Source organism: Shinella kummerowiae (genome assembly GCF_009827055.1).
Lineage (GTDB): Bacteria > Pseudomonadota > Alphaproteobacteria > Rhizobiales > Rhizobiaceae > Shinella > Shinella kummerowiae.
In genome coordinates, this window is sequence record NZ_WUMK01000008.1 from 355882 (window position 1) to 381316 (window position 25435).

The window sequence follows — 25435 nt, forward strand, 5'->3', positions numbered from 1 at the left end:
ATCGCATGGCGAGGCGCCCCCTTATCGGCCTGCCGGCACCGTCTCCCCGCGGGGGAGAAGGACAAAACCGCAGCCGTCTCGTGTCGCCTTCTCCCCCGGGGGGAGAAGGTGGCCCGCACGGCCGGATGAGGGGGAAGCCCCTCATGCCTTTCGGCGAATGTCACGCCGCCGCCTCGCGGAAAGCGCCGATCACGGCCTCCGCGGCACCGATCGCGTCGGGCGTGCCGACGGTGATCCAGTGACCGTCCAGCGTGATGCCGTACAGTCGGCCTTTTTCGATCGCCCGGTCGAAATAGATGTTGAGGTTGAAGGCATCGTCGGGCGCGTCGTCCAGCAGCGCCGGCATCATGGCGATGGCGCCGGCATAGACGTACGGCGTGCCGTCACCGTCCTTGTAGCGCTTCAGCCGCCCCGCCGCGTCCATGGAAAAATCCTTCTTGCCGTTGTGACCGGTGGTCTCTTCCAGCGTCACGCAGAGCATGAGCATGTCCATGCTCGCGGGATCGAAGGTCTCCGCCAGCCGGGTGAGATTGCTCGGCCGTCCCGGCGTCTCGCCGATCCAGAACAGGTCGGCATTCATCACGAGCACAGGATCCCGGCCAAGCAGCTTCAGGCCCTTTGCGAGCCCACCGCCCGAATTCATCAGGCCATCGGTTTCGTCGGAGAGAATGATCTGCGGCTCGGTGCGGTTTGCGAGATGTGCCGTCATCTGGTCGGCGAAATGGTGCACATTGACGACGGCGCGCTTCACGCCGGCTTCGGCCAGCGCGTCGAGCCCATAGTCGATCATCGCCTTCCCGGCGATCGGCACCAGCGGTTTCGGCATGGTGTCGGTGATGGGGCGCAGGCGCGTTCCAAGGCCGGCGGCCAGCACCATGGCGTCTTCGATTGTCATCGCATACTCGCGCTTATGATTCGGTCGCGAGGATTCCAGCCTTTTCGCACCAGTCGCGCAAGGGGGCGAGGTCGGGATGACCAAGCGCGCGCGTGAGATTGCGGAAGGTGCGCGGCATGTGGCGCATATAGGCCGGCTTGCCGTCGCGCTGCATCAGCCGCACCCAGAGGCCGATGAGCTTGCAGTTGCGCTGTGCGGCCATGACATGCCAGTCGCGCAGGAAGCGCGTCCTGTCGAAGCCGGCGTCTTTTTCGCGTAGCGCAAGGTAGTGCTCAAGCACCTCGTCCGCCACACCGTCCGGCATGTCGACACGGGCATCCTGCACCAGCGAGGCGACGTCATAGGCGGAGGGACCGATCATCGCATCCTGGAAATCGATGATGCCGACCCGGTCGGTGCCGGTCGCCTCCGGACGCCAGATGATGTTCGGCGAATGGAAGTCGCGCAGCAGCAGATTGTGTTCGGCGTCGGCAAGGCTTTCGATCAGCCCATCCCAGATCGCGATATAGTCGCGCCGCTCCTCATCGCTTGCAGGCCGGCCGCGTTTCCACGGCAGATACCAGTCGGTGAGCAGGCTCACCTCGATCTGCATGGCGTCGCGGTCGAAATCCGGCACATGATGGACGATACCGTCGGCCACCGGCAGATCGCGTTCGAAGGCTTGCCCGTGCATGCGCGCAAGGCAGGCGGCGCTTTCGCGGTAGCGTTCGGCGATTGGCACGCCATCGGCGTCGAGCACACCCTCGGTGCCGAGGTCCTCGATCAGCAGGATGCCCTGCGCGATGTCGATGTCGTAGATCGCCGGCGCGCGAAGACCGCGGGAGACGAGATATCTGCCGATCGCGATGAACGGCTGCACGTCTTCGGCGATATGCGCGATCTGCTGATAATATTTGCCCTTGGCAAGGATCGGCCCCGGTGTGTGTCGCGGCGCATCCATCAGGACGAGGCGTTTTTCACCCGCGTAGATATGCTCATAGGCGCGAACGGACGCATCGCCCGTCAGGTGGCGCCGTGTGGCGTTGTCATAGCCGGCCTTGTCGAGGAAGGCACGGATCGCCAGCGAGCGTCGAATCCGGCTAAGTGCCGCCGCCGGCCCGTCGATCGCGACGCGACGACCATCCCCCTCATGCACGAAGCGCAGCGTGATCCCGTCCGTCGGCAACGCGCCAAAACCCTTTTCCGGCCATTCGACAAGGCAGATGCCGTCGGCGAGCGCTTCGTCGAAGCCGAGTTCGTCGATCTCGGCGGCGTCGGCGATGCGGTAGAGGTCGAAATGGGCGACCGGGATGCGCAGATCGTAGCTCTGCACCAGCGTGAAGGTCGGGCTCGGCACTTCCAGCAGGGCATCGTCCGCGATGGCGCGGATCACGGCCCGGGCGAAGGTCGACTTGCCGGCACCGAGATCGCCATGCAGCGCAACATAGTCGCCGCGCTTCAGCGCCAGCGCCATATCCTCGCCGAAGCGGATGGTTGCGGCGTCGTCGGCGAGAAAGATCTCGAGCGACATGATGACTTCCTATTCCGCCGCCGCAAACGACGTCATCGTCGCGGAAGGCAGGCGCACGGCGACATCCGTGCCGCGACCCTCGTGGCTGTCGATCGTGACAGTGCCGTGATGCAGGCTGACGAAGCTTTCGACGATGGAAAGGCCAAGCCCCGCGCCGCCGTGGCGGCCGTGGCTCTCGAAGCGATCGAACACCGTCTTCAGCACATCCTGCGGAATGCCCGGCCCGCGATCGGACACGGTGAAGACGAGATCGCTGCCCTCGCGCCAGCATTTGAGCCCGATGGCGCTGCCTTCCGGCGCAAAGTTCGCGGCATTGCTGAGCAGCTTGATGAGGATCTGCTTCAGGCGCTGCTGGTCGGCGACGATGGTGCCGAGATTGTCGGGCGCTACGATCTCCAGCGTCACCTGGGCGTCATGCAGGCGGTCGGCGAACTGCATCGACACGTCGTCGAGCAGGTCCGTCAGGTTGATCTCGCTATAGTCGAGTTCCATGATGCCGGCGTCGACGGTGGCGAGGTCGAGAATGTCGTTGACGATGGTCAGCAGCACGGCCGAGGAGGTCGCGATGTGGTCGACATATTCCGATTGCCGGTCGTTCAGCTCGCCCATGGTCGGCGTCTTCAGAAGGTCCGCAAAGCCGATGATGTTGGTCAGCGGCGAGCGCAGCTCATAGGAGACGTGCTGGACGAAGTCGTTCTTCAACGCGTCCGCCTTGCGCAACGCCTCGTTCTTTTCCGTCAGGGCGCGGCTGACGCGCACGCTGTCGGTGACGTTGACGAAGGTCAGCATCGTCTGGGCGTTGGAAAGCGGAATGACGGCGAAATCGAGGATCAGGCCGGTGCGCAGCTCCAGCACGCCCTGACAGGACGGGCGTTCGTCGTCGAAGCTGGTGATGATATGCGCAAAGCGCTTCCAGCCGTCCGGCTTGTCGTAGGAGACCGCACAGGCCTGTTCGATGGCGCGGATATGCGTGCCGGATTTCACCTCGGCCTCGCTGATGCCCCAGAGCGCGCGGAAGGCCGGGTTGGACAGCCGGATGCGCCCGTCCGGGCTGAACACCGCGACCCCTTCGGCGAGATGATCGATCGTCTCGTCCTGCACCTGCACCAGCGTGTTGTAGCGGGTTTCGAGATCGACCTTTTCGGTCAGGTTTTCGAACACCCAAGTGGCGCCGCCCTGCGGGCGCGCGGTCGCGAAGACGCGCAGCGTCTGGCCGTTGGGCAGATGCCAGAGGTCGGTCTGGGTCTCGATCGCGCGGTAGACGGAAAGGGCCGCGTCCTTCCACTGTTTCCAGTTCAGCTGCTCGGGCAGCTTGCCGCCGGCGCGCAGCTTGTCGAGCAGCTCGCCATTGCCCGGCTTGCTTTCGAGGAAAGCCGTCTCGATCTCCCACATGCGCTGGAAGGCCTGGTTGTAGAATTGCAGGCGCTGTTCACCGTCGAAGATCGCCACCGGCGTCGCCAGATGGTCGAGCGTCTCGGCATGGCTCTTCAGCGTGCGCACGAGTTCCTCACGCACGGCCTCGATATCGGAAATGTTGACGGCGATGCCGGCCGAACCCGTCGCACTCTTCGCATCGACGACGTCGAAGAAGCTGCGGTTGCCGTGCACGACGGTCGAGACCTTGTCGCGGAACGGCGCATCATAGGTGCTGGCGGCGCGGATTTTTTCGCGCGCGATGGTCGGCAGCAGTTCGCGTCCCTCGTGGACGGCGCTGGCCGCGTCCTTCGCCTCAACGGCCTCGGCATAGGCCTCGTTGACCCAGGCAAGCGATCCATCGCCGGCGCGCTGCCAGACGGGCAGGTCGATCTGGTCGAGCAGGCCCTGCAACGTGGTGAGCGCCTGAACCAGCCGGTCGCGCTCGAGCTTCAGCTCGGCAGCTTCCGCACGAAGGTTGTTGAGGGCGACGAAGCGCACGAAGGCCTGTCCGCCGGAGACGCGGCCCTGTGCCTCGACCACCTCGTCCCGCGTGGTCTCGATGATGAGGTCGAAACTCTGCGCCTGCGAGCGCAGCCGCTCCACGGCGCGCTCGATATCGGCGGCCGAATTGGGCTTCAGCCAGCGGCCGAAGGCCAGGAAATCACGGTCGGCCTGCGGCGCGCCGGTTTCTGCCGGCAACTGGCCGAGGAATTCCGGCTTGTCGGAAAGGCCGTCCCACACGACGATGCGCCGGTCCTTGTCGCCGATCAGCGCCTGAAGGCGCGAGACGTTGTGGCGGGCGTCGGCAAGGCTGGCCTTCAGCGCGCGGCTTTCCGTTTCCATGCGACCGCGCTGGCGGATCATCCAGATGGCGGAAACCATCGCCGCCGACATCACGCCGAGCAGCATGGAAATGGTGACGATTTCGGCGGTGGCAAGATAGGGGCCAGCGGCATGGGCCGGGCTGGCAACAGACGCCAGCGCCGAGCCGGCCGTCAGTATCGAAACGAGACGGCGCCTGCCGCTCGTAAACCATCCGTTAACCATAAATTTTTGTTGCGCAAGCGAATGCGCCGTATCCCGCTCCTGCATGGCGAAAGCCTGCCTGGAACGGCCTCGTTTCAATTCCGACATCATCCCCGGTATGTCTCCGTCCGTTTGCCGCCTGATCGACAAGACATCCCATCCGGCGCGTAAGGTCCGCATCTCAACGCCGAATCAACTGCTTAACGATACTTGTTTACCGAATCGTCGGGAAGGGACGGGCCCAAAAAAGAGGCGGCACGCCTTGTCAAGCGCACCGCCTCTAGATGTTGTGGATAATCCGGGTAAGGATCAGTACCTGTAGTGCTCAGCCTTGAACGGACCCGTCGTCGTCACGCCGATATAGCCGGCCTGTTCGTCGGAAAGTTCGGTCAGCTTGGCGCCGAGCTTGGCGAGGTGCAGGCGCGCGACCTTCTCGTCGAGCTGCTTGGGCAGGACATAGACCTCGTTCTTGTAGGCATCACCCTTGGTGAAGAGTTCGATCTGCGCCAGAACCTGGTTCGAGAACGAGGCGGACATCACGAAGGACGGGTGGCCGGTGGCGTTGCCGAGGTTGAGCAGGCGGCCTTCCGACAGCAGGATCATGCGGTTGCCCTTCGGGAACTCGATCATGTCGACCTGCGGCTTGATGTTGGTCCACTTGAAATTGCGCAGCGACGCGACCTGGATCTCGTTGTCGAAGTGGCCGATATTGCCGACGATCGCCATGTCCTTCATCTCGCGCATATGGTCGACGCGGATGACGTCCTTGTTGCCGGTCGTCGTGATGAAGATGTCGGCCGACGAGACGACGTCTTCGAGCTGCACGACTTCAAAACCGTCCATGGCGGCCTGGAGGGCGCAGATCGGATCGATTTCCGTGACTTTTACGCGGGCGCCGGCACCTTTGAGCGATGCGGCCGAACCCTTGCCGACGTCACCGTAACCGCAGACGACGGCGACCTTGCCGGCCATCATCACGTCGGTGCCGCGACGGATGCCGTCGACCAGCGATTCCTTGCAGCCGTACTTGTTGTCGAATTTCGACTTGGTGACCGAATCGTTGACATTGATCGCCGGGAAGGGCAGCAGGCCCTTCTGCTGCAGCTGGTAGAGACGGTTGACGCCGGTCGTCGTCTCTTCGGTGACACCCTGGATGGCGTCGCGCTGCTTGGTGAACCAGCCGGGCGTTGCGGCGAGGCGCTTCTTGATCTGTGCGAAGAGGATTTCCTCTTCTTCCGAACCGGGGTTCGACAGCACGTTCTCGCCGGCTTCGGCGCGGGCGCCGAGCAGGATGTACATGGTGGCGTCGCCGCCATCGTCGAGGATCATGTTGGAGAGGCCGCCATCGGCCCACTGGAAGATCTTGTCGGTGTAGTCCCAGTATTCCGTCAGCGTCTCGCCCTTCACGGCATAGACCGGGATGCCGGCGGCGGCGATCGCGGCGGCTGCGTGGTCCTGCGTGGAGAAGATGTTGCACGAGGCCCAGCGCACGTCGGCGCCGAGTGCGACCAGCGTCTCGATGAGGACGGCGGTCTGGATGGTCATGTGCAGCGAGCCGGTGATGCGTGCGCCCTTGAGCGGCTTGGATGCGCCGAACTCTTCGCGGCAGGCCATCAGGCCCGGCATTTCGGTTTCGGCGATCTGAATTTCCTTGCGGCCGAAATCGGCAAGCGCGATATCGGCGACGTGGTAGTCCTTCGTGGTGGTCATGGAGGTCTCCAGCCTTCTGGCTTTTGGTGATGGCGCTTCCTATCAGGAAACGCCAGCTGGAGCAACCGGATATAAAGAAGTCTTTATATCCTTATATCAATGGTTGGTTTACATTTCTTCGCCGAAACGATCGGCAATCAGTGCGTCCAGCGCATCGAGCACCTGCTGCGCCTGGGCGCCCGTCGCGGTGACGAAGACGCTGCATCCGGGGCTCGCGGCCAGCATCATCAGGCCCATGATCGAGGTGCCGCCCACTGTCATGCCGTCCTTGGAAACGGTCACTTCCGCGTCGTAGCCATCCACCGTCTGGACGAATTTTGCCGAGGCGCGGGCATGAAGACCGCGTTTGTTGATGATGAGAAGCTCTTTCGAGACGGTCATGGACGGCGGGGAACCCTATTTGCCGCTGAGCACGCGGCTGGCCACGTTGATATATTTGCGGCCTGCCTCGGAGGCATCGATCAGCGCCTTTTCCATGTTGTTCTCGCCGCGGATGCCGGCGAGCTTGATCAGCATGGGCAGGTTGACGCCGGCGATCACCTCGATGCCGTTGCCGGTCATGACGGAAATCGCAAGGTTCGAAGGCGTGCCGCCGAACATGTCGGTGAGGATGATGACGCCATGGCCCTGATCGGCTTTCTGGACGGCTTCCAGGATGTCCTGGCGGCGCTGGTCCATGTCGTCCTCGGGGCCGATGCAGACGGTCTCGATCGCCTTTTGCGGACCGACCACATGTTCAAGGGCGTGCCGGAATTCCTCCGCCAGCTTGCCATGGGTGACAAGCACCAGTCCGATCATCAGCAGTCGCTCCAGTTTCCCAACTCAAAACGAACGGCGAATACCGCAATGCAGCAATTCCGTCCACCGTTGGGGTGGCCATCATGTCAATGAAAAGGCCAAGTGCAAGCCCAAAATGGCCGATTTCGTGTTTTCCCGGGGCTTTTGACGTCAACTTTTCAGGATTTCCGGGTGGAGTATGGTCAATGTCGAAAAGGCCGAGCAACCCGGAAAGAGCGGCAGCCGGGTCAAGGGCAGAAAGAGCGACGGCAGGACCTCGATGGTTTCGCCTTCCGGCGGCAGGCGCTCGGCAAAAGGCGGCTCGATCGGCCGGATCGCCCGCTCCAACACGGCGCTGTCGATCGTCTCCATCTTGACGATGCCGGCGCCACGCAGTTCGGCGAGCCCGGCGATGCTGGCTGGTGCGCGGGAGACCAGGTGGCCATCCACGGGCGACAGCAGAACCTGATCGTCGCTGACCAGCGCGGCAGACAGGCCACGGGCGCGCGCCTCGACAATGCAATGCAGCGCGATGGCGCTTTTGCCCGCTCCGGACGGGCCGACGAACAGATACCCCCTTGTGCCGATCACGATCGCCGTCCCGTGCACATTGGAGCCCGTGGTCATTTCTGCGTGCCTGTCGGGAGCGAGAGGGTGAAGCGGGCGCCCATCACGTTGCCGGTCGCCTTGTCGGTGATGTTTTCGGCCTTCAGCGTGCCGCCATGGGCTTCGGCGATCTGCCGCGAGATGGAGAGGCCAAGGCCGGAGTTCTGGCCAAAATCTTCGGTCGCTGGGCGGTCCGTGTAGAAGCGCTCGAAGATGCGGTCGACGTCCTCGGCCTGGATGCCCGGGCCATTGTCCTCGATCTGGATGATGCAGCGGTCGTTGCGGCCGCGCGACAGCCGCGCGACGATGCGCCCGCCCGGATCCGGCACGAAGGAGCGCGCATTCTCGATGAGGTTGGTGACGATCTGGCCGATGCGCAGCTCGTAGCCGCTGATCTCGAACTTGGCCTTCGGATTGTCCTTGCGGTCGACCACGAAATCGAGCGTGACCGGCTTCTTGCGCGTGTTGACCTGGCGCGAAATGTCGATGAGGTCGCCGAGCAGCTTTTCGAGGTCGACGGTGCGCGCATCGCTGCGGGCGAGTTCCGCATCGAGCCGCGAGGCATCGGAAATGTCGCTGATCAGGCGGTCGAGGCGACGCACGTCGTGCTGGATGATGTCGAGAAGCCGCTTCTTCGATTCGTCCGTGCGGGCGAGCGGCAGGGTCTCGACGGCGCTGCGCAGCGAGGTCAGCGGGTTCTTCAGCTCGTGGCTGACATCGGCGGCAAAGCTCTCGATCGCGTCGATACGGTCGTACAGCGCCGTGGTCATCTGGCGCAGCGCAATGGAAAGGTTGCCGATTTCGTCCTGGCGTACGGAAAAGTCCGGGATTTCCTCACGCTCCTTGGCGCCGCGCCGCACGCGGATCGCTGCCGCCGCAAGCCGGCGCAGCGGGTTGGCAATGGTGCTGGACAGCAGCAGCGACAGCGCGATGTTGACGAGGCCGGCAACGCCCGCGACGCGCATGATGGCAAGCCGCTCGGCATGCACGATCTTGTCGATATCGCCCGCCTGGGTGGAGAGTAGCAGCACGCCGAGCACCGCGCGAAAACGCTGGACGGGCACGGCGACCGAGACGATCAGCTCGCCCTTGTCGTTGACGCGCACCACCGCACCGCGCACCCCGGTCAGGGCGTTCATCACTTCCGGATAGATCGAGCCGTCACCGCCGGGCGCTTCCTTGTATTGCGGCAGGTTGCTCGGCTGGAGAATGCGGTTGAACCAGACATTCATGCGCTCGATGAGGCTGGTGCTCTCCGGCTCCACCGGTGGCAGGTCGAAGCGCAGCACCTGGCCCTGCGTGTAGAGATGACGCGAATCGAGCAGCAGGTTGGCGTCGGTGTCGTAGATGCGGGCACGGGTCCGGGTCGGCGAGATCAGCCGTCGCAGAACGGGCGCGACACGCTCCGGATTGATCGGGAATTCCAGATCCTCGTCGTTCGGCAGCGGCGTGATGCTCTGGCCGGCCTGCAGTTCCAGTAGCTTTTCCGGGTCGATGGTGATCGAGTTGGTATCGACCGAGGCGGAGGCGGAAATCGCGCCGGCAATGATCTCGCCCTGGGTCAGCAGGCTTTCGACGCGCGCGTCGATCAGGCCCTCGCGGAACTGGTTGAGGTAGAGGATACCCGCGACGAGCACGACCAGCGCCACGAGGTTGAAGAACAGGATGCGGCGCGTAAGGCTGGAAAAGACGGCATTGCCGAAGATGCGGCGGGCGAGCGTGAAGGGATGGGTCCAGCGGCGGCGGAACGAGCGTGGTGCGGGCCGGCCCTCGGTTTCTCCTCCATCCCTGTCGAGCACGTTCTGCGGCACGCGGTCCTATCCTTGAATGCGGGCGGCAGCGTCACGCCGCCGGGACTGCGGCATGCCATCGCCGCCGCAGTCGATGCAAGCGAAATCGCTTCGGATGCGCAGCTTTGCTCAGGCGCTCTCGCGGAAGCGGTAGCCGACGCCATAGAGCGTTTCGATCATGTCGAAGTCGTCATCGACCATCTTGAACTTCTTGCGAAGCCGCTTGATGTGGCTGTCGATGGTGCGGTCGTCGACATAGACCTGTTCGTCATAGGCCGCATCCATCAGCGAATCGCGGCTCTTCACCACGCCCGGGCGCTGGGCCAACGAATGCAGGATGAGGAATTCCGTGACGGTCAGCGTCACCGGCTCGCCCTTCCAGGTGCAGGTGTGGCGCTCCTGGTCCATGACGAGCTGGCCACGCTCCAGCGAGCGGGCGGCGACTTCGCCGGCCTTCGGTGTACCGGCGACACCGGCCGTTGCGGCCGCCTCGCGGCTCGAGGCACGGCGCAGGATGGCCTTGACGCGCTCGACCAGCAGGCGCTGGGAGAACGGTTTTGTGATGAAGTCGTCGGCACCCATCTTCAGGCCGAACAGCTCGTCGATCTCTTCGTCCTTCGAGGTGAGGAAGATCACGGGGATGTCCGACTTCTGGCGCAGCCGGCGCAGAAGCTCCATGCCGTCCATGCGTGGCATCTTGATATCGAAGATCGCCAGTTGCGGGGGGCGGGCAAGCAGACCATCGAGCGCCGAGGCGCCGTCCGTATAGGTTTCGACCTTGTAGCCTTCCGCCTCAAGGGCGATCGATACGGATGTGAGGATATTCCGGTCGTCGTCTACGAGTGCGATCGTCTGCATCCTGCTAATCTCCATAGTCATCGGCGCCTTTCCCGACCTCGGATCGAGTTCCTGTCCTGGATGTGATGCGCCTCCTTGGGGATAAAGGTGGAACAAATTGTGGCAAAGATAAAGGATGGCGTTTTGCGGGCCGGTGGCGAGTCCCTTTTTAAATCGATTATTCAAACGATTAAAAAAGTAACACAATTCTTTAAATCGATTAAATAATTGATATTATTGCCTAATTTCGAATACCCTCTTGTTTTTGTGACAGTGCCAGATTAGTTTCCCCGAAAATCCACACCAGTCTTGTCGCCCACGGAGGAAAACTGGACCATGCAGGAACTTGGCGTTCGCAACCCCGCTCAGGGGCTTACCGCGATGGGTATCCACACCAACGGCACGGTCCGGTACAACTTTGCAGCAGAGGCTCTTTACGAAGAAGCGCTCGGTCGCGGCGAAGCTGTCAAGACGGCGCATGGCGCGCTGCGCGCCCTGACCGGCCAGCACACCGGCCGCTCCCCGAAGGACAAGTTCGTCGTGCGCGACGAAAACACCGATGGCGCCATCTGGTGGGACAACAACAAGGCCGTGTCGCGTGCGCATTTCGATGTGCTGCATGCCGACATGCTGGCCCACGCTTCCGACCGTGATCTTTTCGTGCAGGACCTCATCGGCGGTGCCGATGCCGAATATGCGCTGCCGACCCGCGTCGTCACGGAACTCGCCTGGCACTCGCTGTTCATCCGCAACCTGCTCATCCGCCCGGACGAGAAGACCCTTGCGACCTTCGCGCCGAAACTCACCATCATCGACCTGCCGACCTTCAAGGCCGATCCGGAGCGCCATGGTGCGCGCACGGAAACCATGATCGCCTGCGACCTGACCCGCGGCATCGTGCTGATTGCCGGCACCTTCTATGCCGGCGAAATGAAGAAGTCGGTCTTCACCGTTCTGAACTGGCTGCTGCCGTCGGAAAAGGTCATGCCGATGCACTGCTCGGCCAATGTCGGCCCGGCGGGCGATGCGGCCGTGTTCTTCGGCCTCTCCGGCACCGGCAAGACGACGCTGTCGGCCGATCCGAACCGCACGCTGATCGGCGACGATGAGCACGGCTGGGGCGAAAACGGCATCTTCAACTTCGAAGGCGGCTGCTACGCCAAGACCATCCGCCTGTCGGCCGAAGCCGAGCCGGAAATCTATGCCACGACGCAGCGTTTCGGCACCGTGCTGGAAAACGTCGTGCTGGATGCGAACGGCGTTCCGGACTTCAATGACGGTTCGCTGACGGAAAACACCCGTTGCGCCTATCCGCTCGACTTCATTCCGAATGCCAGCGAGACCGGCAATGCGCCGCATCCGAAGACGATCATCATGCTGACCGCCGATGCCTTCGGCGTGATGCCGCCGATCGCCAAGCTGACGCCCGACCAGGCCATGTACCACTTCCTTTCCGGCTACACCGCCAAGGTCGCCGGCACGGAGCGTGGCGTGACCGAGCCGGAAGCGACCTTCTCGACCTGCTTCGGCGCCCCCTTCATGCCGCGCCATCCGACGGTCTACGGCAACCTGCTCAAGGAACTGATCGCCGAGCACGGCGTCGACTGCTGGCTGGTCAACACCGGCTGGACCGGTGGCGCTTACGGTGAAGGCCGCCGCATGCCGATCAAGGCGACCCGTACGCTGCTCGCTGCGGCACTCGACGGTTCGCTGAAGGATGCGCTCTTCCGCCGCGACGACAATTTCGGCTTCCAGGTGCCGGTTTCGGTGCCGGATGTCGACACCAAGATCCTCGACCCGCGCTCGACCTGGGCCAACGGTGCCGCTTACGACAAGCAGGCCGAAAAGCTGGTCGACATGTTCATCACCAACTTCGAGAAGTTCGAGGGTCAGGTGGATGGCAGCGTGCGCGACGCGGCACCGGGCCTCAAGGCTGCTGCCGAGTAAGATTTTGCCAATGATTCACGTGAAACCCGGCTCGAAAGGCCGGGTTTTTCGTCTCGGCAAGCGGCTTCCCGTTTCCCCGTCTGCCCGTTACAACGGCCTGGAAAGGAACCTCCATGGCCAGCGACCCTCTTTACATCAAGGATACCATCACCATCGCGGGGTGGGAGCTTACGGAGCAATTCGTGCTGGCCGGCGGGCCGGGGGGGCAGAACGTCAACAAGGTGTCGACCGCGGTCCAGCTTTTCTTCGACCTGCGCAACTCTCCGTCGCTGAACGAGCGGGTCAAGGCGAATGCCGAAAAGCTCGCCGGACGCAAGGTCTCCAAGGACGGCGTGCTGATGATCGAGGCGAACCGCTTCCGCAGCCAGGAGCGCAACCGCGAGGATGCGCGCGAGCGGTTGAAGGAACTGATCCTCAAGGCCGCTGAACCGCCACCGCCGCCGCGCAGGAAGACCAAGCCGACGAAAGGCTCTGTGGAACGCCGGCTCAAGGAGAAATCGGGCCGATCGGACGTGAAACGCATGCGGGCGAAGCCCGGCGGCGAATGATTGCCGCAACTTGACCGTTTATAAGTGTAAGTGAAACGAAACCTTCCCTTCGAAGGAAGGGTCTGCTTAAGTCCAAGAAAACAAAACACGGGAGGTAACCATGGGTCTGTTCAGCTTCATCAAGAGTGCCGGCAAGAAGCTCGGCATCGGCGACGACGAAGCGCCGGCCGCCGACGCGGTCAAGAAGGAGCTCGATTCCTTCGATCTCGGCACGCAGAAGGTCGAGGTCTCCGTCGAAGGTGACAAATGTGTGCTGAAGGGCGTCGTGGCCGACCAGACGGCCTTTGAGAAGGCGGTCATCGCCGTCGGCAACACGCTGGGCATTTCGAAGGTCGAAGCGGCCGATCTCAAGGTCGCCGCACCCGATTCCGGCCTGAAGCTCGACAAGATCGACCTGACGGAACTGCTGAAAACCTCGACACCGGCCCATGAGCCGAAGCTGCACACGGTCAAGAAGGGCGACAATCTCTGGAAGATCGCCGAGACCTATTTCGGCAAGGGCAAGGGCGCCAAACACACCGTGATCTTCGACGCCAACCGGCCGATGCTGTCCCACCCGGACAAGATCTATCCCGGCCAGGTGCTGCGCATTCCGGACCTGTCGGAAGCGTGAGCGGCCATGGCTGAGCGCGGCCTCGCCCCGGGGCTGCGCTATTTCCCCGACCATTTCGACCGCGCGGCGCAGGAAGCGCTTGTCGCCGCTATCCGGCAGGTCGTGGCCGAGGCGCCGCTTTTCGTGCCGCGCATGCCGAAGACCGGCAAGCCGATGTCGGTGCGCATGACCAATTGCGGGCCGCTCGGCTGGGTGACGGACAAGGACAACGGCTACCGCTACCAGCCGACCCATCCCGAGACCGGCCGCCCCTGGCCGGCCATTCCCGATGCGCTGCTGGCCTTATGGAAGACGGTTGCCGGCTTCGAAAAACCGCCGGAAGCCTGCCTTGTCAATTTCTATGAGCCCGAGGCGAAGATGGGGCTGCATCAGGACCGCGACGAAACGGAGTTCGGCGCACCGGTCGTATCCGTGTCGCTCGGCGATCAGTGCCTGTTTCGTGTTGGCGGCGTGTCCCGCAACGATCCCACCCGTTCCTTCCGGCTATCGAGCGGTGATGTCTTTGTCTTCGGCGGCGAAAGTCGGCTGATCTTTCATGGGGTTGACCGGATCTATCCGGGAACTTCGACGCTCCTGAAAAATCCCGGGCGCATCAATCTCACGCTGCGCCGGGTCAACCCATAGCCGACTACAGTTTACGCAAAGCCACCGTCTCGATCAAGTGGTTCTGCCCCTTCTGCAGGATCAGGTCGGCGCGCGGGCGGGTCGGCAGGATGTTCTGGTGCAGGTTTTTCAGGTTGATATTGCTCCAGAGGCCTTCGGCAATCGCCAGTGCCGCCGTCTCGCTGATCGTCGCATAACGGTGGAAATAGGAATCGGGATCCTTGAAGGCGGTGTCGCGCAGCCGCATGAAGCGCTCGACATACCAGTTGTGGATCAGCGCCTCTTCCGCGTCGATATAGATCGAGAAGTCGAAGAAGTCTGACACCATCGGCACGACCTTGCCGTCGGCCGGCAGGTTGCGCGACTGGAGAACATTGATTCCCTCGAAGATCAGGATGTCCGGCCGGTCGATGGTGCGATAGGAATTCGGCAGCACGTCATAGGTCAGGTGCGAATACATCGGCGCCTTGACGTCCGCCTTGCCGGCCTTGATCGCCGAGAGGAAGCGCAGGAGCGCGCCGATATCGTAGCTCTCCGGAAAACCCTTGCGGTCCATCAGGTTTTCACGGCTCAGCACGGCGTTGGGGTAGAGGAAGCCGTCGGTCGTCACGAGATCGACCTTGGGGCTGGAAGGCCAGCGGGCCAGCAATTCGGCGAGGATACGCGCGGTGGTCGACTTGCCGACGGCGACCGAGCCGGCGATGCCGATGACATAGGGCGTCTTCGCCTCGTCGGACAGGCTGAGGAACTGCTTGCGCTGGCGAAACAGCATCTGCGAGGATTCGACATGGGCCGACAGCAGGCGCGACAGCGACAGATAGATGCGTCTGACTTCGTCGAGGTCGATCGGGTCGTTGAGCGAGCGCAGCCGCTGGACCTCGTCGGCGGTCAGCGTCAGCGGCGTATCGGCCCGGAAATGCGCCCATTCCTCTGCCGAGAAGAAGCGGTAGGGAGAATAGTCGCGGTTGCCGAAGTCGTCCGGAATATCCGCCTGGTCCTTGTCGAGCGCTGCCTGGATCATCAACTCTGCCGGCTGGCCTTCTCTGCTAGGCCGGACTGGCCCGTACGCCGGGCCAGTTCCGCCATGACATCTTGTAACGGTACGCCACCGATTTTCAATACGACCATCAGATGATAGAGCAAATCGGCCGTTTCGCTCGTCAGAGCGGCCTTTTCGCCTTCGATCGCCGCAATAACGGTCTCGACAGCCTCTTCGCCAAGCTTTTTTGCCGCTTTCTGCTGTCCGGCCGCGACGAGCTTGGCCGTCCAGCTTTCCGACGGATCGGCCTTGGCGCGGGCATCGACGATCTGTTCCAGATCGGCAAGGGTGAAGGTGCTCATGCGTCCCTCCTCAGTCGAGCCGCATGGCAATGCCATGCTCGGCCATATAGCGCTTGGCTTCGCCGACCGTATAGGTGCCGAAGTGGAAGATCGAGGCGGCGAGCACCGCCGTCGCGTGCCCATCGCGCACACCCTCGACCAGGTGGTCGAGATTGCCGACACCGCCCGAGGCGATGACCGGCACCGAGACGCGGTCGGCGATCGTGCGGGTCAGTGCGATGTCGTAGCCGCCCTTCTGGCCGTCGCGGTCCATCGAGGTGAGCAGCAACTCGCCGGCACCGCGCTCCACCATCTTTTCGGCGAAGGTAACGGCGTCGATGCCGGTCGGCTTGCGGCCGCCATGGGTGAAGATTTCCCAGCGGTCCTCTTCGCCTTCCGCCGAGACCTTCTTCGAATCGATCGACACGACGATGCACTGGTTGCCGAACTTGTCGGCGGCTTCCGCGACGAAATCCGGGTTCGAGACGGCGGCCGAATTGATCGACACCTTGTCGGCGCCGGCCAGCAGCAGCTTGCGGATATCGGCAACGGTGCGCACGCCGCCGCCGACCGTCAACGGCATGAAGCAATGGTCTGCCGTGCGCGCCACGACGTCGAAGATCGTTTCGCGGTTGTCGGAGGAGGCGGTGATGTCGAGGAAGCAGAGTTCGTCGGCACCGGCGGCATCATAGACTTTCGCCGATTCGACGGGATCACCCGCATCGACGAGATTGAGAAAGCTGACGCCCTTGACGACGCGGCCGTCCTTGACGTCGAGGCAGGGGATGACGCGAGCTTTTAGGGTCATGCGGCTTCTCCCCGCGCTGCGCGGATCACGGCGAGCGCTTCCGCGGGATCGATCCGGCCATCATAGAGCGCGCGGCCGGAGATCGCGCCCGCCAGCTTGCGGGCCTCCGGGGCGACGAGGTGGCGGATGTCGTCCATCGAGGCAAGACCGCCCGAGGCGATGACGGGAATGGAGACCGCATCGGCGAGGTCCAGCGTGGACTCCCAGTTGATGCCGGTCAGGATTCCGTCGCGGTCGATATCCGTATAGATGATCGCGGCGACACCGGCGCCCTCGAACTTTTTCGCAAGCTCGATCACGCCGAGTTCGGAGGCTTCCGCCCAGCCCTCGACGGCAACCTTGCCGCCCTTGGCATCGATGCCGACGGCGACCTTGCCGGGAAACGTTTTGCAGGCCTCGATGACGAGCGCCGGGTCGCGCACCGCGATCGTGCCGAGAATGACGCGCGAGAGACCGCGCGACAGCCAGCGTTCGATATGCTCCAGCGTGCGGATGCCGCCGCCGAGCTGCACCGGGTTCTTCGTCGCCTTCAGGATGGCATCGACGGCCGCGCCGTTGACGCTCTCGCCGGCGAAGGCGCCGTTGAGATCGACGACATGCAGCCACTCAAAGCCCTGGTCCTCGAAGGCTTTCGCCTGCGCGGCCGGATCGGGATTGTAGACGGTGGCCTGATCCATGTCGCCGAGCTTGAGGCGCACGCACTGGCCGTCTTTCAGGTCGATGGCGGGAAAGAGGATCATGTCAGGGTTTCCAGCGCAGGAAATTGGTGATGAGGGCGAGGCCGAGCGTCTGGCTCTTTTCCGGATGGAACTGCGCGCCGGCCTTGTTGCCGCTGGCGACGAAGGCGGTCATCGCGCCGCCGTAATCGACGGTCGCGACCACATCGTCCGGCTTTTCGGCGGCAAGGTGGTAGGAGTGCACGAAATAGGCGTGCAAGGTCTCCGGAATGTCCGCGAAGAGCGGGTGCGTGTATCGGCGGTTGAGCGTGTTCCAGCCGATCTGCGGGATCTTCAACTCCGGATCGTCGGGCGTCATTCTGACGACATCGCCCTTGATCCAGCCGAGGCCCTCGGTGGTGGTCTTTTCCAGCCCGCGCGACGACATGAGCTGCATGCCGACGCAGACGCCGAGGAAGGGGCGGGCCTTGGCTTCGACGGCATCGCGCAGCGCCTCGACCATGCCGGGCACGGCATCGAGGCCACGGCGACAATCGGCATAGGCGCCCACGCCGGGCAGCACGATGCGGTCTGCGCTGGCGACGCGCTCGGCCTTGTCTGTCAGGTCGATTTCGGCGGCAATGCCGGCCTCGCGGGCGGCGCGTTCGAACGCCTTGGTGGCCGAGCGCAGGTTGCCCGAGCCGTAGTCGATGATGGCGACACGCATGTCAGCGTCCTTCCTGGAAACCGACGAGGCCGAGCATGGGAGCGTGCCGGCGTGCGGAGGTTTCGGATGCCGGCAGGACGGGGCGGGCGCTTTCCGGCGCCGGCGCGTCGCCGGTCTGGTTTTCCATGTAGTAAATCTCTTCCGCCGTTGCACGGTCGTCAGCCGATATCAGCGCATCGACCGTCCAGCCTTTGCGTTCCAGCGAGGAGACGACCATCGACGGGCCTTCGAGCGCGACGATGAGGCCGGTGGCAAGCGAGACGCCGAAGCCGGCAAGGCCGAAGACCGGATGTTCGCCGATCACCGAGCCGAGCGACTGCACGGCGAAGGCAAGCACGGCGGCAAGCCAGGCGCGATGCCAGAGCAGCCAGACGACGGGAAGGATGAAGGCGAGCCAGGAAAAACGGTCGCGGATGATCCGGGCCTTTTCGTCCTGGGATTTTGCGCCCGGCGGTATCAGAACGAGGAATGTGGCCATGAACAGGCCTCCAGCTGTGCCCTTGCTCAGGCCAGCGAACCCTTCGTCGAGGGAACGCGGCCCGCCTGGCGGGGGTCAATCTCGGTCGCGGTGCGCAGCACGCGCGCGACAGCCTTGAAGCAGGTCTCCGAGATATGATGGTTGTTGGCGCCGTAGATGTTCTGGATATGCAGCGTGATGCCGGCATGCTGGGCGAGCGCGTTGAAGAATTCGCGCACCAGTTCGGTGTCGAAGGTGCCGATCTTCGGGGCCGAGAAATCGACGTTCCAGACGAGGAAGGGGCGGCCGGAGACATCCACGGCAGCGCGCGTCATCGTCTCGTCCATGGCGAGATCCAGCGAGGCATACCGCGTGATGCCGCGACGGTCGCCAAGCGCCTTGGCGATGGCCTGGCCGATGGCGATGCCGGTGTCTTCTACCGTGTGGTGATCGTCGACATGCAGGTCGCCCTCGGTCTTGATCTGCATGTCGATCAGCGAATGGCGCGACAGCTGGTCGAGCATATGATCGAAGAAGCCAACGCCCGTCGAAATGCTCGACGCGCCGGTGCCGTCGATGTCGACGGTGACCGAAACGGAGGTCTCGTTCGTCTTGCGCGAAACGCTGGCTGTGCGGGTCATTGCAGTCTCCGGTAATGTATCGCCGCTCCTTAACAGGGCTCTTTATAAAAGACCAGTCTTTCGAGGGTTTTCAGCGCAGGCGGATGCGGCCCGCACGGGCGCCGCCGGGGTGAAAGCATGGTCCGGAAAGCCGCGCGAAAGCGTTGCCTCTGGAAAGGGGTATAGGGTGGCTTCGCTTTCGCGCGGCCCAGGCGTTCTTCGGAGGCGGTCTAATCCTCCTTCAGGCATGGCAAGGCTTCGCTGCGCATCGTCTTCGCATCGCCTTGTCCGAAAACCGCTTTCGCAGGTTTCGGGGGCATGCGCGGCGATGCTTGCATGGCGGACCCAAGCCGACCCCGTGACCCGGGGAAGGGGGAAGCCTCGCCCGCCGGGGACGTCACGCCCCGGCGCTCCACGCCTCTCTCGCCCCTGCCGTACGTTTCGGCAGGATACGAAAGCGCCTCCTCCCGCCCGCATCGACACGTTACGCGATCCGTCCGGCGGCGGAAGGACGGTCAGGATACGGCAGGTTTGGGGGGTGGGGAAAATCGAGGACGGAAAAAAGCGAAAACAGGTCGGGATCGACGCCGATTGTTTTAGAAAACCCTCGCCATGCTCTCCTCGTCATCCTCGGGCTCGACCCGAGGATGCAACTGTTGCGGTGAGGAGGCATGGATCCTCGGGCAAGCCCGAGGATGACGGAGGGAAGGGGTTGCGGGACTTTGTTCAGCAATCCCGCGGTCGCCGCCTCTTATTTCTTCTTCGTCGCGCTCTCGCTGTTCTTTACCTGCGACCCCAGTGTCGGCGGCGCCTTGGCGGCCACCTTGTCCTTCTTGGGTTTGCGCGTTTCCTTGTTGCTTCGAACCTGACCTTTAGCCATTGCCGTCTCCCTCGGGTTGATGGGAGACAATAACCCGCTTATCGCGCGGCGAAAGCAAGGTTTATTTTTGCAGCGGATAGGGTTGCCGTTTCGGTGCGGGGCGTGTGCCGGCGCCGGGCGAGGTCGTGCCCGCTTGACGTTTGCAATTGTCGAAACGCCGCTTACATAGGAGACAACGAGGCCGCCTCGCTGGCGGTGCCATGCCCGGGATGCCGGGCTTTCGAAGGTACGCTTATGAGTGAACACAATCCCTACGCTTCCATGCACGCCACGACGATCATCACCGTTCGCAAGGACGGCAAGGTGGTGATGGCGGGCGACGGCCAGGTAAGCCTTGGCCAGACGGTCATGAAGGGCAATGCGCGCAAGGTGCGCCGGCTTGCCAAGGGCGACGTCATTGCCGGATTTGCCGGCGCGACCGCCGATGCCTTCACTCTGCTCGAACGGCTGGAAGCCAAGCTCGAGCAATATCCCGACCAGCTGATGCGCGCCGCCGTCGAGCTTGCCAAGGACTGGCGCACCGACCGCTACCTGCGCCGGCTCGAGGCGATGATGCTGGTGGCCGACAAGTCCGTCACGCTGGCGCTGACCGGCAATGGCGACGTGCTGGAGCCGGAACACGGCACCATGGCGATCGGCTCGGGCGGCAACTACGCCTATGCGGCGGCCCGCGCACTGATGGACACCGACAAGTCTGCCGAAGACATCGCCCGTCGCGCCATGCAGATCGCCGGCGATATCTGCGTCTACACCAACCACAATGTCGTGGTGGAGACGCTGGATGCCGATCGCTGAGGCCTATGCCTTCCGGCCGGTGACGGCGGCCGACCTGCCGATGCTGGAACGCTGGCTGAATGCGCCGCATGTCCGGCGCTGGTGGGGCGAGCCGGCGGACGAGGTCGCCGGCATCGCGGCGGATTTCGACGAGCCGGGCATGGAGTCCTTCGTCGTGCTGCATGACGGCGTGCCCTTCGCCTATCTGCAGGCCTACCGCATCGCTTCGGACGACCTGTCCTTCGGCGAGAGGCCGGAGCGCACCGTCGGCATCGACCAGTTCATCGGCCCGGCCGACATGGTCGGTATCGGCCACGGGCCGGCGATGATCGAGGCCTTCGTGCAAAAAGTCTTCGCCAAGGATATCGAACGGGTCGTGCTCGATCCGCATCCCGACAATGCGCATGCCATCCGGGCCTATGAAAAGGCCGGATTCCATGCTTTCGATCAACGCATGACTGAGGACGGCCCGGCGCTGATGATGGCCCGGGACCGTTGCTAGAGGAAACCCATGACCAATTTTTCCCCCCGCGAGATCGTCTCCGAACTCGACCGCTACATTATCGGCCAGCATGACGCCAAGCGCGCCGTGGCGATTGCGCTACGCAACCGCTGGCGCCGCCACCAGCTCGAGCCGGACCTGCGCGACGAGGTGATGCCGAAGAACATCCTGATGATCGGCCCGACCGGCGTCGGCAAGACCGAGATCTCGCGGCGTCTGGCGAAACTCGCCGGTGCGCCCTTCGTCAAGGTCGAGGCGACCAAGTTCACCGAGGTCGGTTATGTCGGCCGCGATGTCGAGCAGATCGTGCGTGACCTCGTCGAGGTCGGCATCGGCCTGGTGCGCGAGAAGAAGCGCGCCGAAGTGACGGCCAAGGCGCATGCCAATGCCGAGGAACGGGTGCTCGACGCGCTGGTCGGCGCCACCGCCTCGCCGGCGACGCGCGATAGTTTCCGCAAGAAGCTGCGCAACAACGAGCTGGACGACAAGGACATCGAGGTCGACGTGGCCGATACCGGCACGCCCGGCGGTTTCGAGATCCCCGGCATGCCGGGCGCCAATATCGGCGTGCTGAACCTGTCGGAAATGTTCGGCAAGGCGATGGGCGGGCGCACGAAGAAGGTGAAGACGACGGTCAAGGATTCGTACAAGATCCTGGTCGACGACGAATCCGACAAGCTGCTCGACATGGAGCAGATCCAGCGCGAGGCGGTCCGCTCGGCCGAAAACGACGGCATCGTCTTCATCGACGAGATCGACAAGATCGCCGCGCGTGATGGCGGCATGGGTGCCGGCGTGTCGCGCGAGGGCGTGCAGCGCGACTTGCTGCCGCTCGTCGAAGGCACGACGGTTGCCACCAAATACGGGCCGGTGAAGACGGACCACATCCTGTTCATCGCCTCGGGTGCCTTCCACGTCTCGAAACCGTCCGACCTTCTGCCGGAGCTTCAGGGTCGCCTGCCGATCCGCGTCGAGCTGAAGGCGCTGACCAAGGAGGACTTCCGCCGCATCCTCACGGAGACCGAGGCGAGCCTCATCCGCCAGTACAAGGCGCTGATGCAGACGGAAAGCGTCGAGCTGGAATTCACCGAGGATGCGCTCGATGCGCTGGCCGACGTGGCCGTCCAGCTCAATTCGAGCGTCGAGAATATCGGCGCGCGGCGCTTGCAGACGGTGATGGAGCGCGTGCTCGACGAAATTTCCTTCGAGGCGCCGGACAAGGGCGGCAACCGGCTCGTCATCGATGCCGACTATGTGAAGAAACATGTCGGCACGCTCGCGGCCAACACGGACCTGTCGCGCTACATCCTGTGACGTTTCCGCACCGGTGGTCGCCTTCGCGACCGCCGGTGCCGGGTTTTTGACGGCAAGGGGCCTCGACAGCAGGGGCATCGCGGCCTAGGTCATGGCCACGTCTGGCATCATTCCGACATGTTTCTCTTCCATCGGTCTCGCCATTCGCCGACATCACCAGAAGACGGAACCGCAACCGTGCGACAGCTGATCCCTGTGCTTGCCCTCGCAGCCGCCCTTTTTGTCCAGAGCCAGACCGTGGCGATGGCCATCGACGTGGTGCCGGCCGGCAACCGCAATGCCGAGCAGCCGAACATCCCGGGTGCCTCCGTGCGCCGCACCAAGGCGGGCAAGACCTCCTTCGACGCGAAATACGAGAAGGTGCGCGATCTTCTCGCCAATGACCGCGACCTGACCGGCAAGATCAAGTCGGTTGCCGGCAAATACGGCATCGACCCGATCCACATGGTCGGCGCGATCGTCGGCGAGCACACCTACAATGTCGACGCCTACGACCGGCTGCAGAGCTATTATGTCAAGGCAGCGTCCTATACCGGCAGCTTCCGCTTCGCCTATGAGGGCGAGCAGGTCGCGGATTTTGTCGATCGGCCGGAATTTGCGCAATGCGCGAGCAAAAAAGGCTCCTACGGGCTGTGGACCTGCCGCGAGGCGGTCTGGAACCGCTCGTTCAAGGGCCGCACGGTCGGCGGCACGTCCTTCCCGAACAACCGCTTCAGCGCGGTGTTCTTCCAGCCCTTCTATGCCGGCCAGACTTTTGGCCTCGGCCAGATCAACCCGCTGACGGCGCTGACGCTGACCGACGACGTGGCGCGCATTTCCGGCTATGACCGGCTCGACGAAACGGATGCGGCCGGCGTCTACAAGGCGATCATGGACCCTGACATTTCGCTCGCCTATATGGCAGCCTCGATCCGCCGCTCGATCGACGCCTACAAGAAGATCGCCGGCGTCGACATCTCGAAAAACCCGGGCGTGACGGCGACCCTCTACAACATCGGCAATCCCGACGCCCGCGCGAGCGCCTTCGCCGCCCGCCGCGCCACCGGCGAGGTGACCTGGCCGGAAGAGAACTATTACGGCTGGCTGGTCAACGACAAGCTGGCCGAACTGCGGTCTCTCCTCTAACTTCCGCCTCTATATCGGTTCACTCTTGACGTGAGCCGATCACAAGGAGGCAGATGATGGACATGCGTCCCGAGCCGTTCGAACCGCCGGCGCCGATCCCGCGCACGGTGCCGCCGTCGAAGCTCGAGATCATCCGCACGGTGTTCCGCAATCCGCTGGAGCTGTGGGGCGAGCCGTCCTATACGTTGCCCTGGATCATGACGAGTTTCTTCGGCGAGAAGACGCTGATCGTCAACGATCCCGGCCTCATCAAATACCTGCTCGTCGACAATGCCGCCAACTACAAGATGGCCGTGGTGCGCCAGCTCGTGCTGCGGCCGATCCTGCGCGACGGGCTGCTGACGGCGGAGGGTGCCGTGTGGCGCCGCTCACGCAAGGCCGTCGCGCCGATCTTCACGCCGCGCCACGCCAAGGGCTTTGCCAGCCAGATGCTGGCGCAGTCGGAACTTTATGCGCGGAAATACGACGGTGCCGAGGGCAAGGTCTTCGATATCGGCAACGACATGACGGAACTCGCCTTCGCCATCCTGTCCGAGACGCTGTTTTCCGGCGAGATCGTCACATCGTCGGCCAATTTCGCCGACGACGTGGACGACCTGCTGCACTCGATGGGCCGCGTCGATCCGATGGATCTGTTGAGGGCACCCGCCTGGGTGCCGCGCGTCACGCGGATCGGCGGGCTGAAGGTTTTGGGAAAATTCCGCAAGATCGTGCGCGATACGATGGCGCAGCGTCAGAAACGCATGGCAAGCGATGCGGGCGAGGCGCCGAACGATTTCCTGACCCTGCTGCTGCGCGCCGCCGGGCCGGAAGGGCTGACCATGGAGGAGGTGGAGGACAATATCCTCACCTTCATCGGCGCCGGGCACGAGACGACGGCGCGCGCGCTTGCCTGGACGCTCTATTGCGTGGCCAACAGCCCCCATGTGCGCGAGGCGATGGAAGCGGAAATCGACCTTGTGCTGGCAGGCGGTGCCGATCCGGTCGAATGGCTCGACCTGATGCCGTGGACGCGCGCCGCCTTCGAGGAGGCGATGCGGCTGTATCCGCCGGCGCCGTCGATCAACCGTGAGGCGATCGCCGATGACGTCTGGACGAGCCCCTCGGGCGAGCGCGTGGAAATCCCGAAGGACGTGACCATCCTCGTCATGCCCTGGACGCTCCATCGCCATGCGCTGCTCTGGCAGAAGCCGCGCGCCTATATGCCGGAACGTTTTTTGCCGGAGAACCGGGAGGCGATCCACCGTTTCCAGTACCTACCCTTCGGGGCCGGCCCGCGCATCTGCATCGGCGCGACCTTCGCCATGCAGGAGGCGATCATCGCGCTCGGGGTGCTCATGCATCGCTTCCGCTTCGACATGACTGAAGAAACCAAGCCCTGGCCGGTGCAGCGCCTGACGACGCAGCCGGCTAACGGACTGGCGTTGCGGGTGACGGCTCGTCGGCCCGCTTCTTCGATTTCTTGATCGTCTTGATCGAGGCGCAGGTCGCTTCCGGGTTCTTGCAGGGCTGATAGACGACGATCTCGCTGCCGCTGCCGTCATCCCAGATGGCCTGCACGGCGATCGTCTGCGCCTCGCCCGGCTTCAGGTTGAGATAGAGCCAGTTCTGGCTGTCGTCCGACGGCAGGTTGAAGGGCAGTTCCGGGTCGCATGCCGCCATCGGAAACGTCTTGTCGAGCGCGTCGGTGTTGATCGAGTAGCGGACTTCCTTCAGCCGGCAATGCATGGTCTGGAGCGCGGTGAAATAGATGAGTTGCTGGTCGGCGAATTCGCGGAACTGCACCCAGCCGGTCTGCTTGTTGGCGTCCAGCATCGCCTTGTAGATCGCCACGTCCGGGATCTGCGCCTTGTACTCCTCTTCCCCCTCTTCCTGCGCATGGGCGGGCAGGCTGCCGGCAAGGAGCGCCGTGCCGAGAAGAAGGGCCGCCAGAAGCGGCTTTCGGATGGAGAGATCGATCACTGGGTGGACTCC

Annotated in this window: 27 protein-coding genes; 9 read left to right on the forward strand and 18 right to left on the reverse strand. The window is 63.5% G+C overall.

Features of this window, described 5'->3' with window-relative positions; all coding sequences use genetic code 11:
- Positions 1 to 160: 160 nt before the first annotated feature.
- From GR138_RS21955 to GR138_RS21995, 9 genes are all read right to left on the reverse strand, one after another.
- Positions 161 to 895 (reverse strand): nucleotidyltransferase family protein, encoded by a 735-nt coding sequence (locus tag GR138_RS21955; protein WP_160861398.1) that lies wholly within the window; start codon positions 893 to 895, stop codon positions 161 to 163.
- Between the two features lie 13 nt (positions 896 to 908).
- Positions 909 to 2408 (reverse strand): tRNA (adenosine(37)-N6)-threonylcarbamoyltransferase complex ATPase subunit type 1 TsaE, encoded by a 1500-nt coding sequence (tsaE, locus tag GR138_RS21960; protein WP_338091138.1) that lies wholly within the window; start codon positions 2406 to 2408, stop codon positions 909 to 911.
- 6 nt (positions 2409 to 2414) lie between these two features.
- Complete coding sequence (locus GR138_RS21965; protein WP_202402762.1) at positions 2415 to 4868, reverse strand: PAS domain-containing sensor histidine kinase; 2454 nt, start codon at positions 4866 to 4868, stop codon at positions 2415 to 2417.
- Between the two features lie 288 nt (positions 4869 to 5156).
- Entirely contained in the window at positions 5157 to 6557 is a 1401-nt protein-coding gene (gene ahcY / locus GR138_RS21970) for an adenosylhomocysteinase (protein WP_160861401.1), read from the reverse strand.
- 108 nt (positions 6558 to 6665) lie between these two features.
- Positions 6666 to 6938: an HPr family phosphocarrier protein gene (locus GR138_RS21975; protein WP_069060506.1), complete on the reverse strand. Its 273-nt coding sequence runs from the start codon at positions 6936 to 6938 to the stop codon at positions 6666 to 6668.
- A 15-nt stretch (positions 6939 to 6953) separates the two neighbouring features.
- Positions 6954 to 7355, reverse strand: a complete 402-nt coding sequence (locus tag GR138_RS21980) for a PTS sugar transporter subunit IIA (protein ID WP_160861402.1) — start codon at positions 7353 to 7355, stop codon at positions 6954 to 6956.
- Positions 7356 to 7505: 150 nt separating this feature from the next.
- Positions 7506 to 7961: an HPr kinase/phosphorylase gene (locus GR138_RS21985; protein WP_160861403.1), complete on the reverse strand. Its 456-nt coding sequence runs from the start codon at positions 7959 to 7961 to the stop codon at positions 7506 to 7508.
- Positions 7958 to 9739 carry a stimulus-sensing domain-containing protein gene (locus tag GR138_RS21990; RefSeq protein ID WP_160861440.1) on the reverse strand — a complete coding sequence of 594 codons (1782 nt, stop codon included), beginning with the start codon at positions 9737 to 9739 and terminating at the stop codon, positions 7958 to 7960. Before GR138_RS21990 ends, GR138_RS21985 begins: the two co-directional genes overlap by 4 nt.
- A gap of 120 nt (positions 9740 to 9859) precedes the next feature.
- Positions 9860 to 10588, reverse strand: a complete 729-nt coding sequence (locus GR138_RS21995) for a response regulator transcription factor (protein WP_202402763.1) — start codon at positions 10586 to 10588, stop codon at positions 9860 to 9862.
- A 315-nt stretch (positions 10589 to 10903) separates the two neighbouring features.
- Between GR138_RS21995 and GR138_RS22000 the strand changes: the two genes are divergently transcribed.
- The 4 genes from GR138_RS22000 to GR138_RS22015 all read left to right on the forward strand — a co-directional run bounded on the left by GR138_RS22000 (position 10904) and on the right by GR138_RS22015 (position 14299).
- Positions 10904 to 12514 carry a phosphoenolpyruvate carboxykinase gene (locus GR138_RS22000; RefSeq protein ID WP_160861405.1) on the forward strand — a complete coding sequence of 537 codons (1611 nt, stop codon included), beginning with the start codon at positions 10904 to 10906 and terminating at the stop codon, positions 12512 to 12514.
- A gap of 113 nt (positions 12515 to 12627) precedes the next feature.
- A complete protein-coding gene (gene arfB, locus GR138_RS22005) occupies positions 12628 to 13062 on the forward strand; it encodes an alternative ribosome rescue aminoacyl-tRNA hydrolase ArfB (RefSeq protein ID WP_160861406.1) in 435 nt (144 codons plus the stop codon).
- Between the two features lie 100 nt (positions 13063 to 13162).
- Positions 13163 to 13675: a peptidoglycan-binding protein LysM gene (lysM, locus tag GR138_RS22010; protein ID WP_160861407.1), complete on the forward strand. Its 513-nt coding sequence runs from the start codon at positions 13163 to 13165 to the stop codon at positions 13673 to 13675.
- Between the two features lie 6 nt (positions 13676 to 13681).
- Positions 13682 to 14299: an alpha-ketoglutarate-dependent dioxygenase AlkB family protein gene (locus GR138_RS22015; RefSeq protein ID WP_160861408.1), complete on the forward strand. Its 618-nt coding sequence runs from the start codon at positions 13682 to 13684 to the stop codon at positions 14297 to 14299.
- A 4-nt stretch (positions 14300 to 14303) separates the two neighbouring features.
- Here the strand turns inward: GR138_RS22015 and coaA are convergent, their stop codons facing one another.
- The 8 genes from coaA to GR138_RS30850 form a co-directional block, all read right to left on the reverse strand.
- On the reverse strand, positions 14304 to 15299 hold the full coding sequence (gene coaA / locus GR138_RS22020) for a type I pantothenate kinase (protein ID WP_160861409.1): 996 nt from the start codon (positions 15297 to 15299) through the stop codon (positions 14304 to 14306).
- Positions 15299 to 15619 carry a phosphoribosyl-ATP diphosphatase gene (locus GR138_RS22025; protein WP_160861410.1) on the reverse strand — a complete coding sequence of 107 codons (321 nt, stop codon included), beginning with the start codon at positions 15617 to 15619 and terminating at the stop codon, positions 15299 to 15301. The genes coaA and GR138_RS22025 overlap by 1 nt, the downstream gene beginning before the upstream one ends.
- Before the next feature lie 10 nt (positions 15620 to 15629).
- A complete protein-coding gene (gene hisF, locus GR138_RS22030; RefSeq protein ID WP_160861411.1) occupies positions 15630 to 16406 on the reverse strand; it encodes an imidazole glycerol phosphate synthase subunit HisF in 777 nt (258 codons plus the stop codon).
- On the reverse strand, positions 16403 to 17146 hold the full coding sequence (gene hisA / locus GR138_RS22035; RefSeq protein WP_160861412.1) for a 1-(5-phosphoribosyl)-5-[(5-phosphoribosylamino)methylideneamino]imidazole-4-carboxamide isomerase: 744 nt from the start codon (positions 17144 to 17146) through the stop codon (positions 16403 to 16405). The genes hisF and hisA overlap by 4 nt, the downstream gene beginning before the upstream one ends.
- Before the next feature lies 1 nt (position 17147).
- Complete coding sequence (hisH, locus tag GR138_RS22040) at positions 17148 to 17789, reverse strand: imidazole glycerol phosphate synthase subunit HisH (RefSeq protein ID WP_160861413.1); 642 nt, start codon at positions 17787 to 17789, stop codon at positions 17148 to 17150.
- Between the two features lies 1 nt (position 17790).
- Complete coding sequence (locus GR138_RS22045; RefSeq protein WP_160861414.1) at positions 17791 to 18267, reverse strand: DUF2628 domain-containing protein; 477 nt, start codon at positions 18265 to 18267, stop codon at positions 17791 to 17793.
- A 26-nt stretch (positions 18268 to 18293) separates the two neighbouring features.
- Positions 18294 to 18887 (reverse strand): imidazoleglycerol-phosphate dehydratase HisB, encoded by a 594-nt coding sequence (gene hisB, locus GR138_RS22050; RefSeq protein ID WP_160861415.1) that lies wholly within the window; start codon positions 18885 to 18887, stop codon positions 18294 to 18296.
- A gap of 730 nt (positions 18888 to 19617) precedes the next feature.
- Complete coding sequence (locus tag GR138_RS30850; protein WP_261005391.1) at positions 19618 to 19746, reverse strand: hypothetical protein; 129 nt, start codon at positions 19744 to 19746, stop codon at positions 19618 to 19620.
- 234 nt (positions 19747 to 19980) lie between these two features.
- On the opposite strand from GR138_RS30850, the gene hslV reads away from it, so the two are divergent.
- From hslV to GR138_RS22075, 5 genes are all read left to right on the forward strand, one after another.
- Entirely contained in the window at positions 19981 to 20541 is a 561-nt protein-coding gene (gene hslV / locus GR138_RS22055; RefSeq protein WP_160861416.1) for an ATP-dependent protease subunit HslV, read from the forward strand.
- Positions 20528 to 21022, forward strand: coding sequence for a GNAT family N-acetyltransferase (locus tag GR138_RS22060; RefSeq protein ID WP_202402764.1), 495 nt, complete (start codon positions 20528 to 20530; stop codon positions 21020 to 21022). Before hslV ends, GR138_RS22060 begins: the two co-directional genes overlap by 14 nt.
- Positions 21023 to 21031: 9 nt before the next feature.
- On the forward strand, positions 21032 to 22336 hold the full coding sequence (gene hslU, locus GR138_RS22065; protein ID WP_160861417.1) for an ATP-dependent protease ATPase subunit HslU: 1305 nt from the start codon (positions 21032 to 21034) through the stop codon (positions 22334 to 22336).
- A 243-nt stretch (positions 22337 to 22579) separates the two neighbouring features.
- Positions 22580 to 23461, forward strand: coding sequence for a DUF1402 family protein (locus tag GR138_RS22070; RefSeq protein WP_160861442.1), 882 nt, complete (start codon positions 22580 to 22582; stop codon positions 23459 to 23461).
- Positions 23462 to 23517: 56 nt separating this feature from the next.
- Positions 23518 to 24927: a cytochrome P450 gene (locus GR138_RS22075; protein WP_160861418.1), complete on the forward strand. Its 1410-nt coding sequence runs from the start codon at positions 23518 to 23520 to the stop codon at positions 24925 to 24927.
- On the opposite strand, the gene GR138_RS22080 is transcribed toward GR138_RS22075, so the two are convergent.
- On the reverse strand, positions 24872 to 25423 hold the full coding sequence (locus GR138_RS22080) for a hypothetical protein (RefSeq protein ID WP_160861419.1): 552 nt from the start codon (positions 25421 to 25423) through the stop codon (positions 24872 to 24874). The two genes, GR138_RS22075 and GR138_RS22080, sit on opposite strands and share 56 nt — an antisense overlap.
- Between the last annotated feature and the right edge of the window lie 12 nt (positions 25424 to 25435).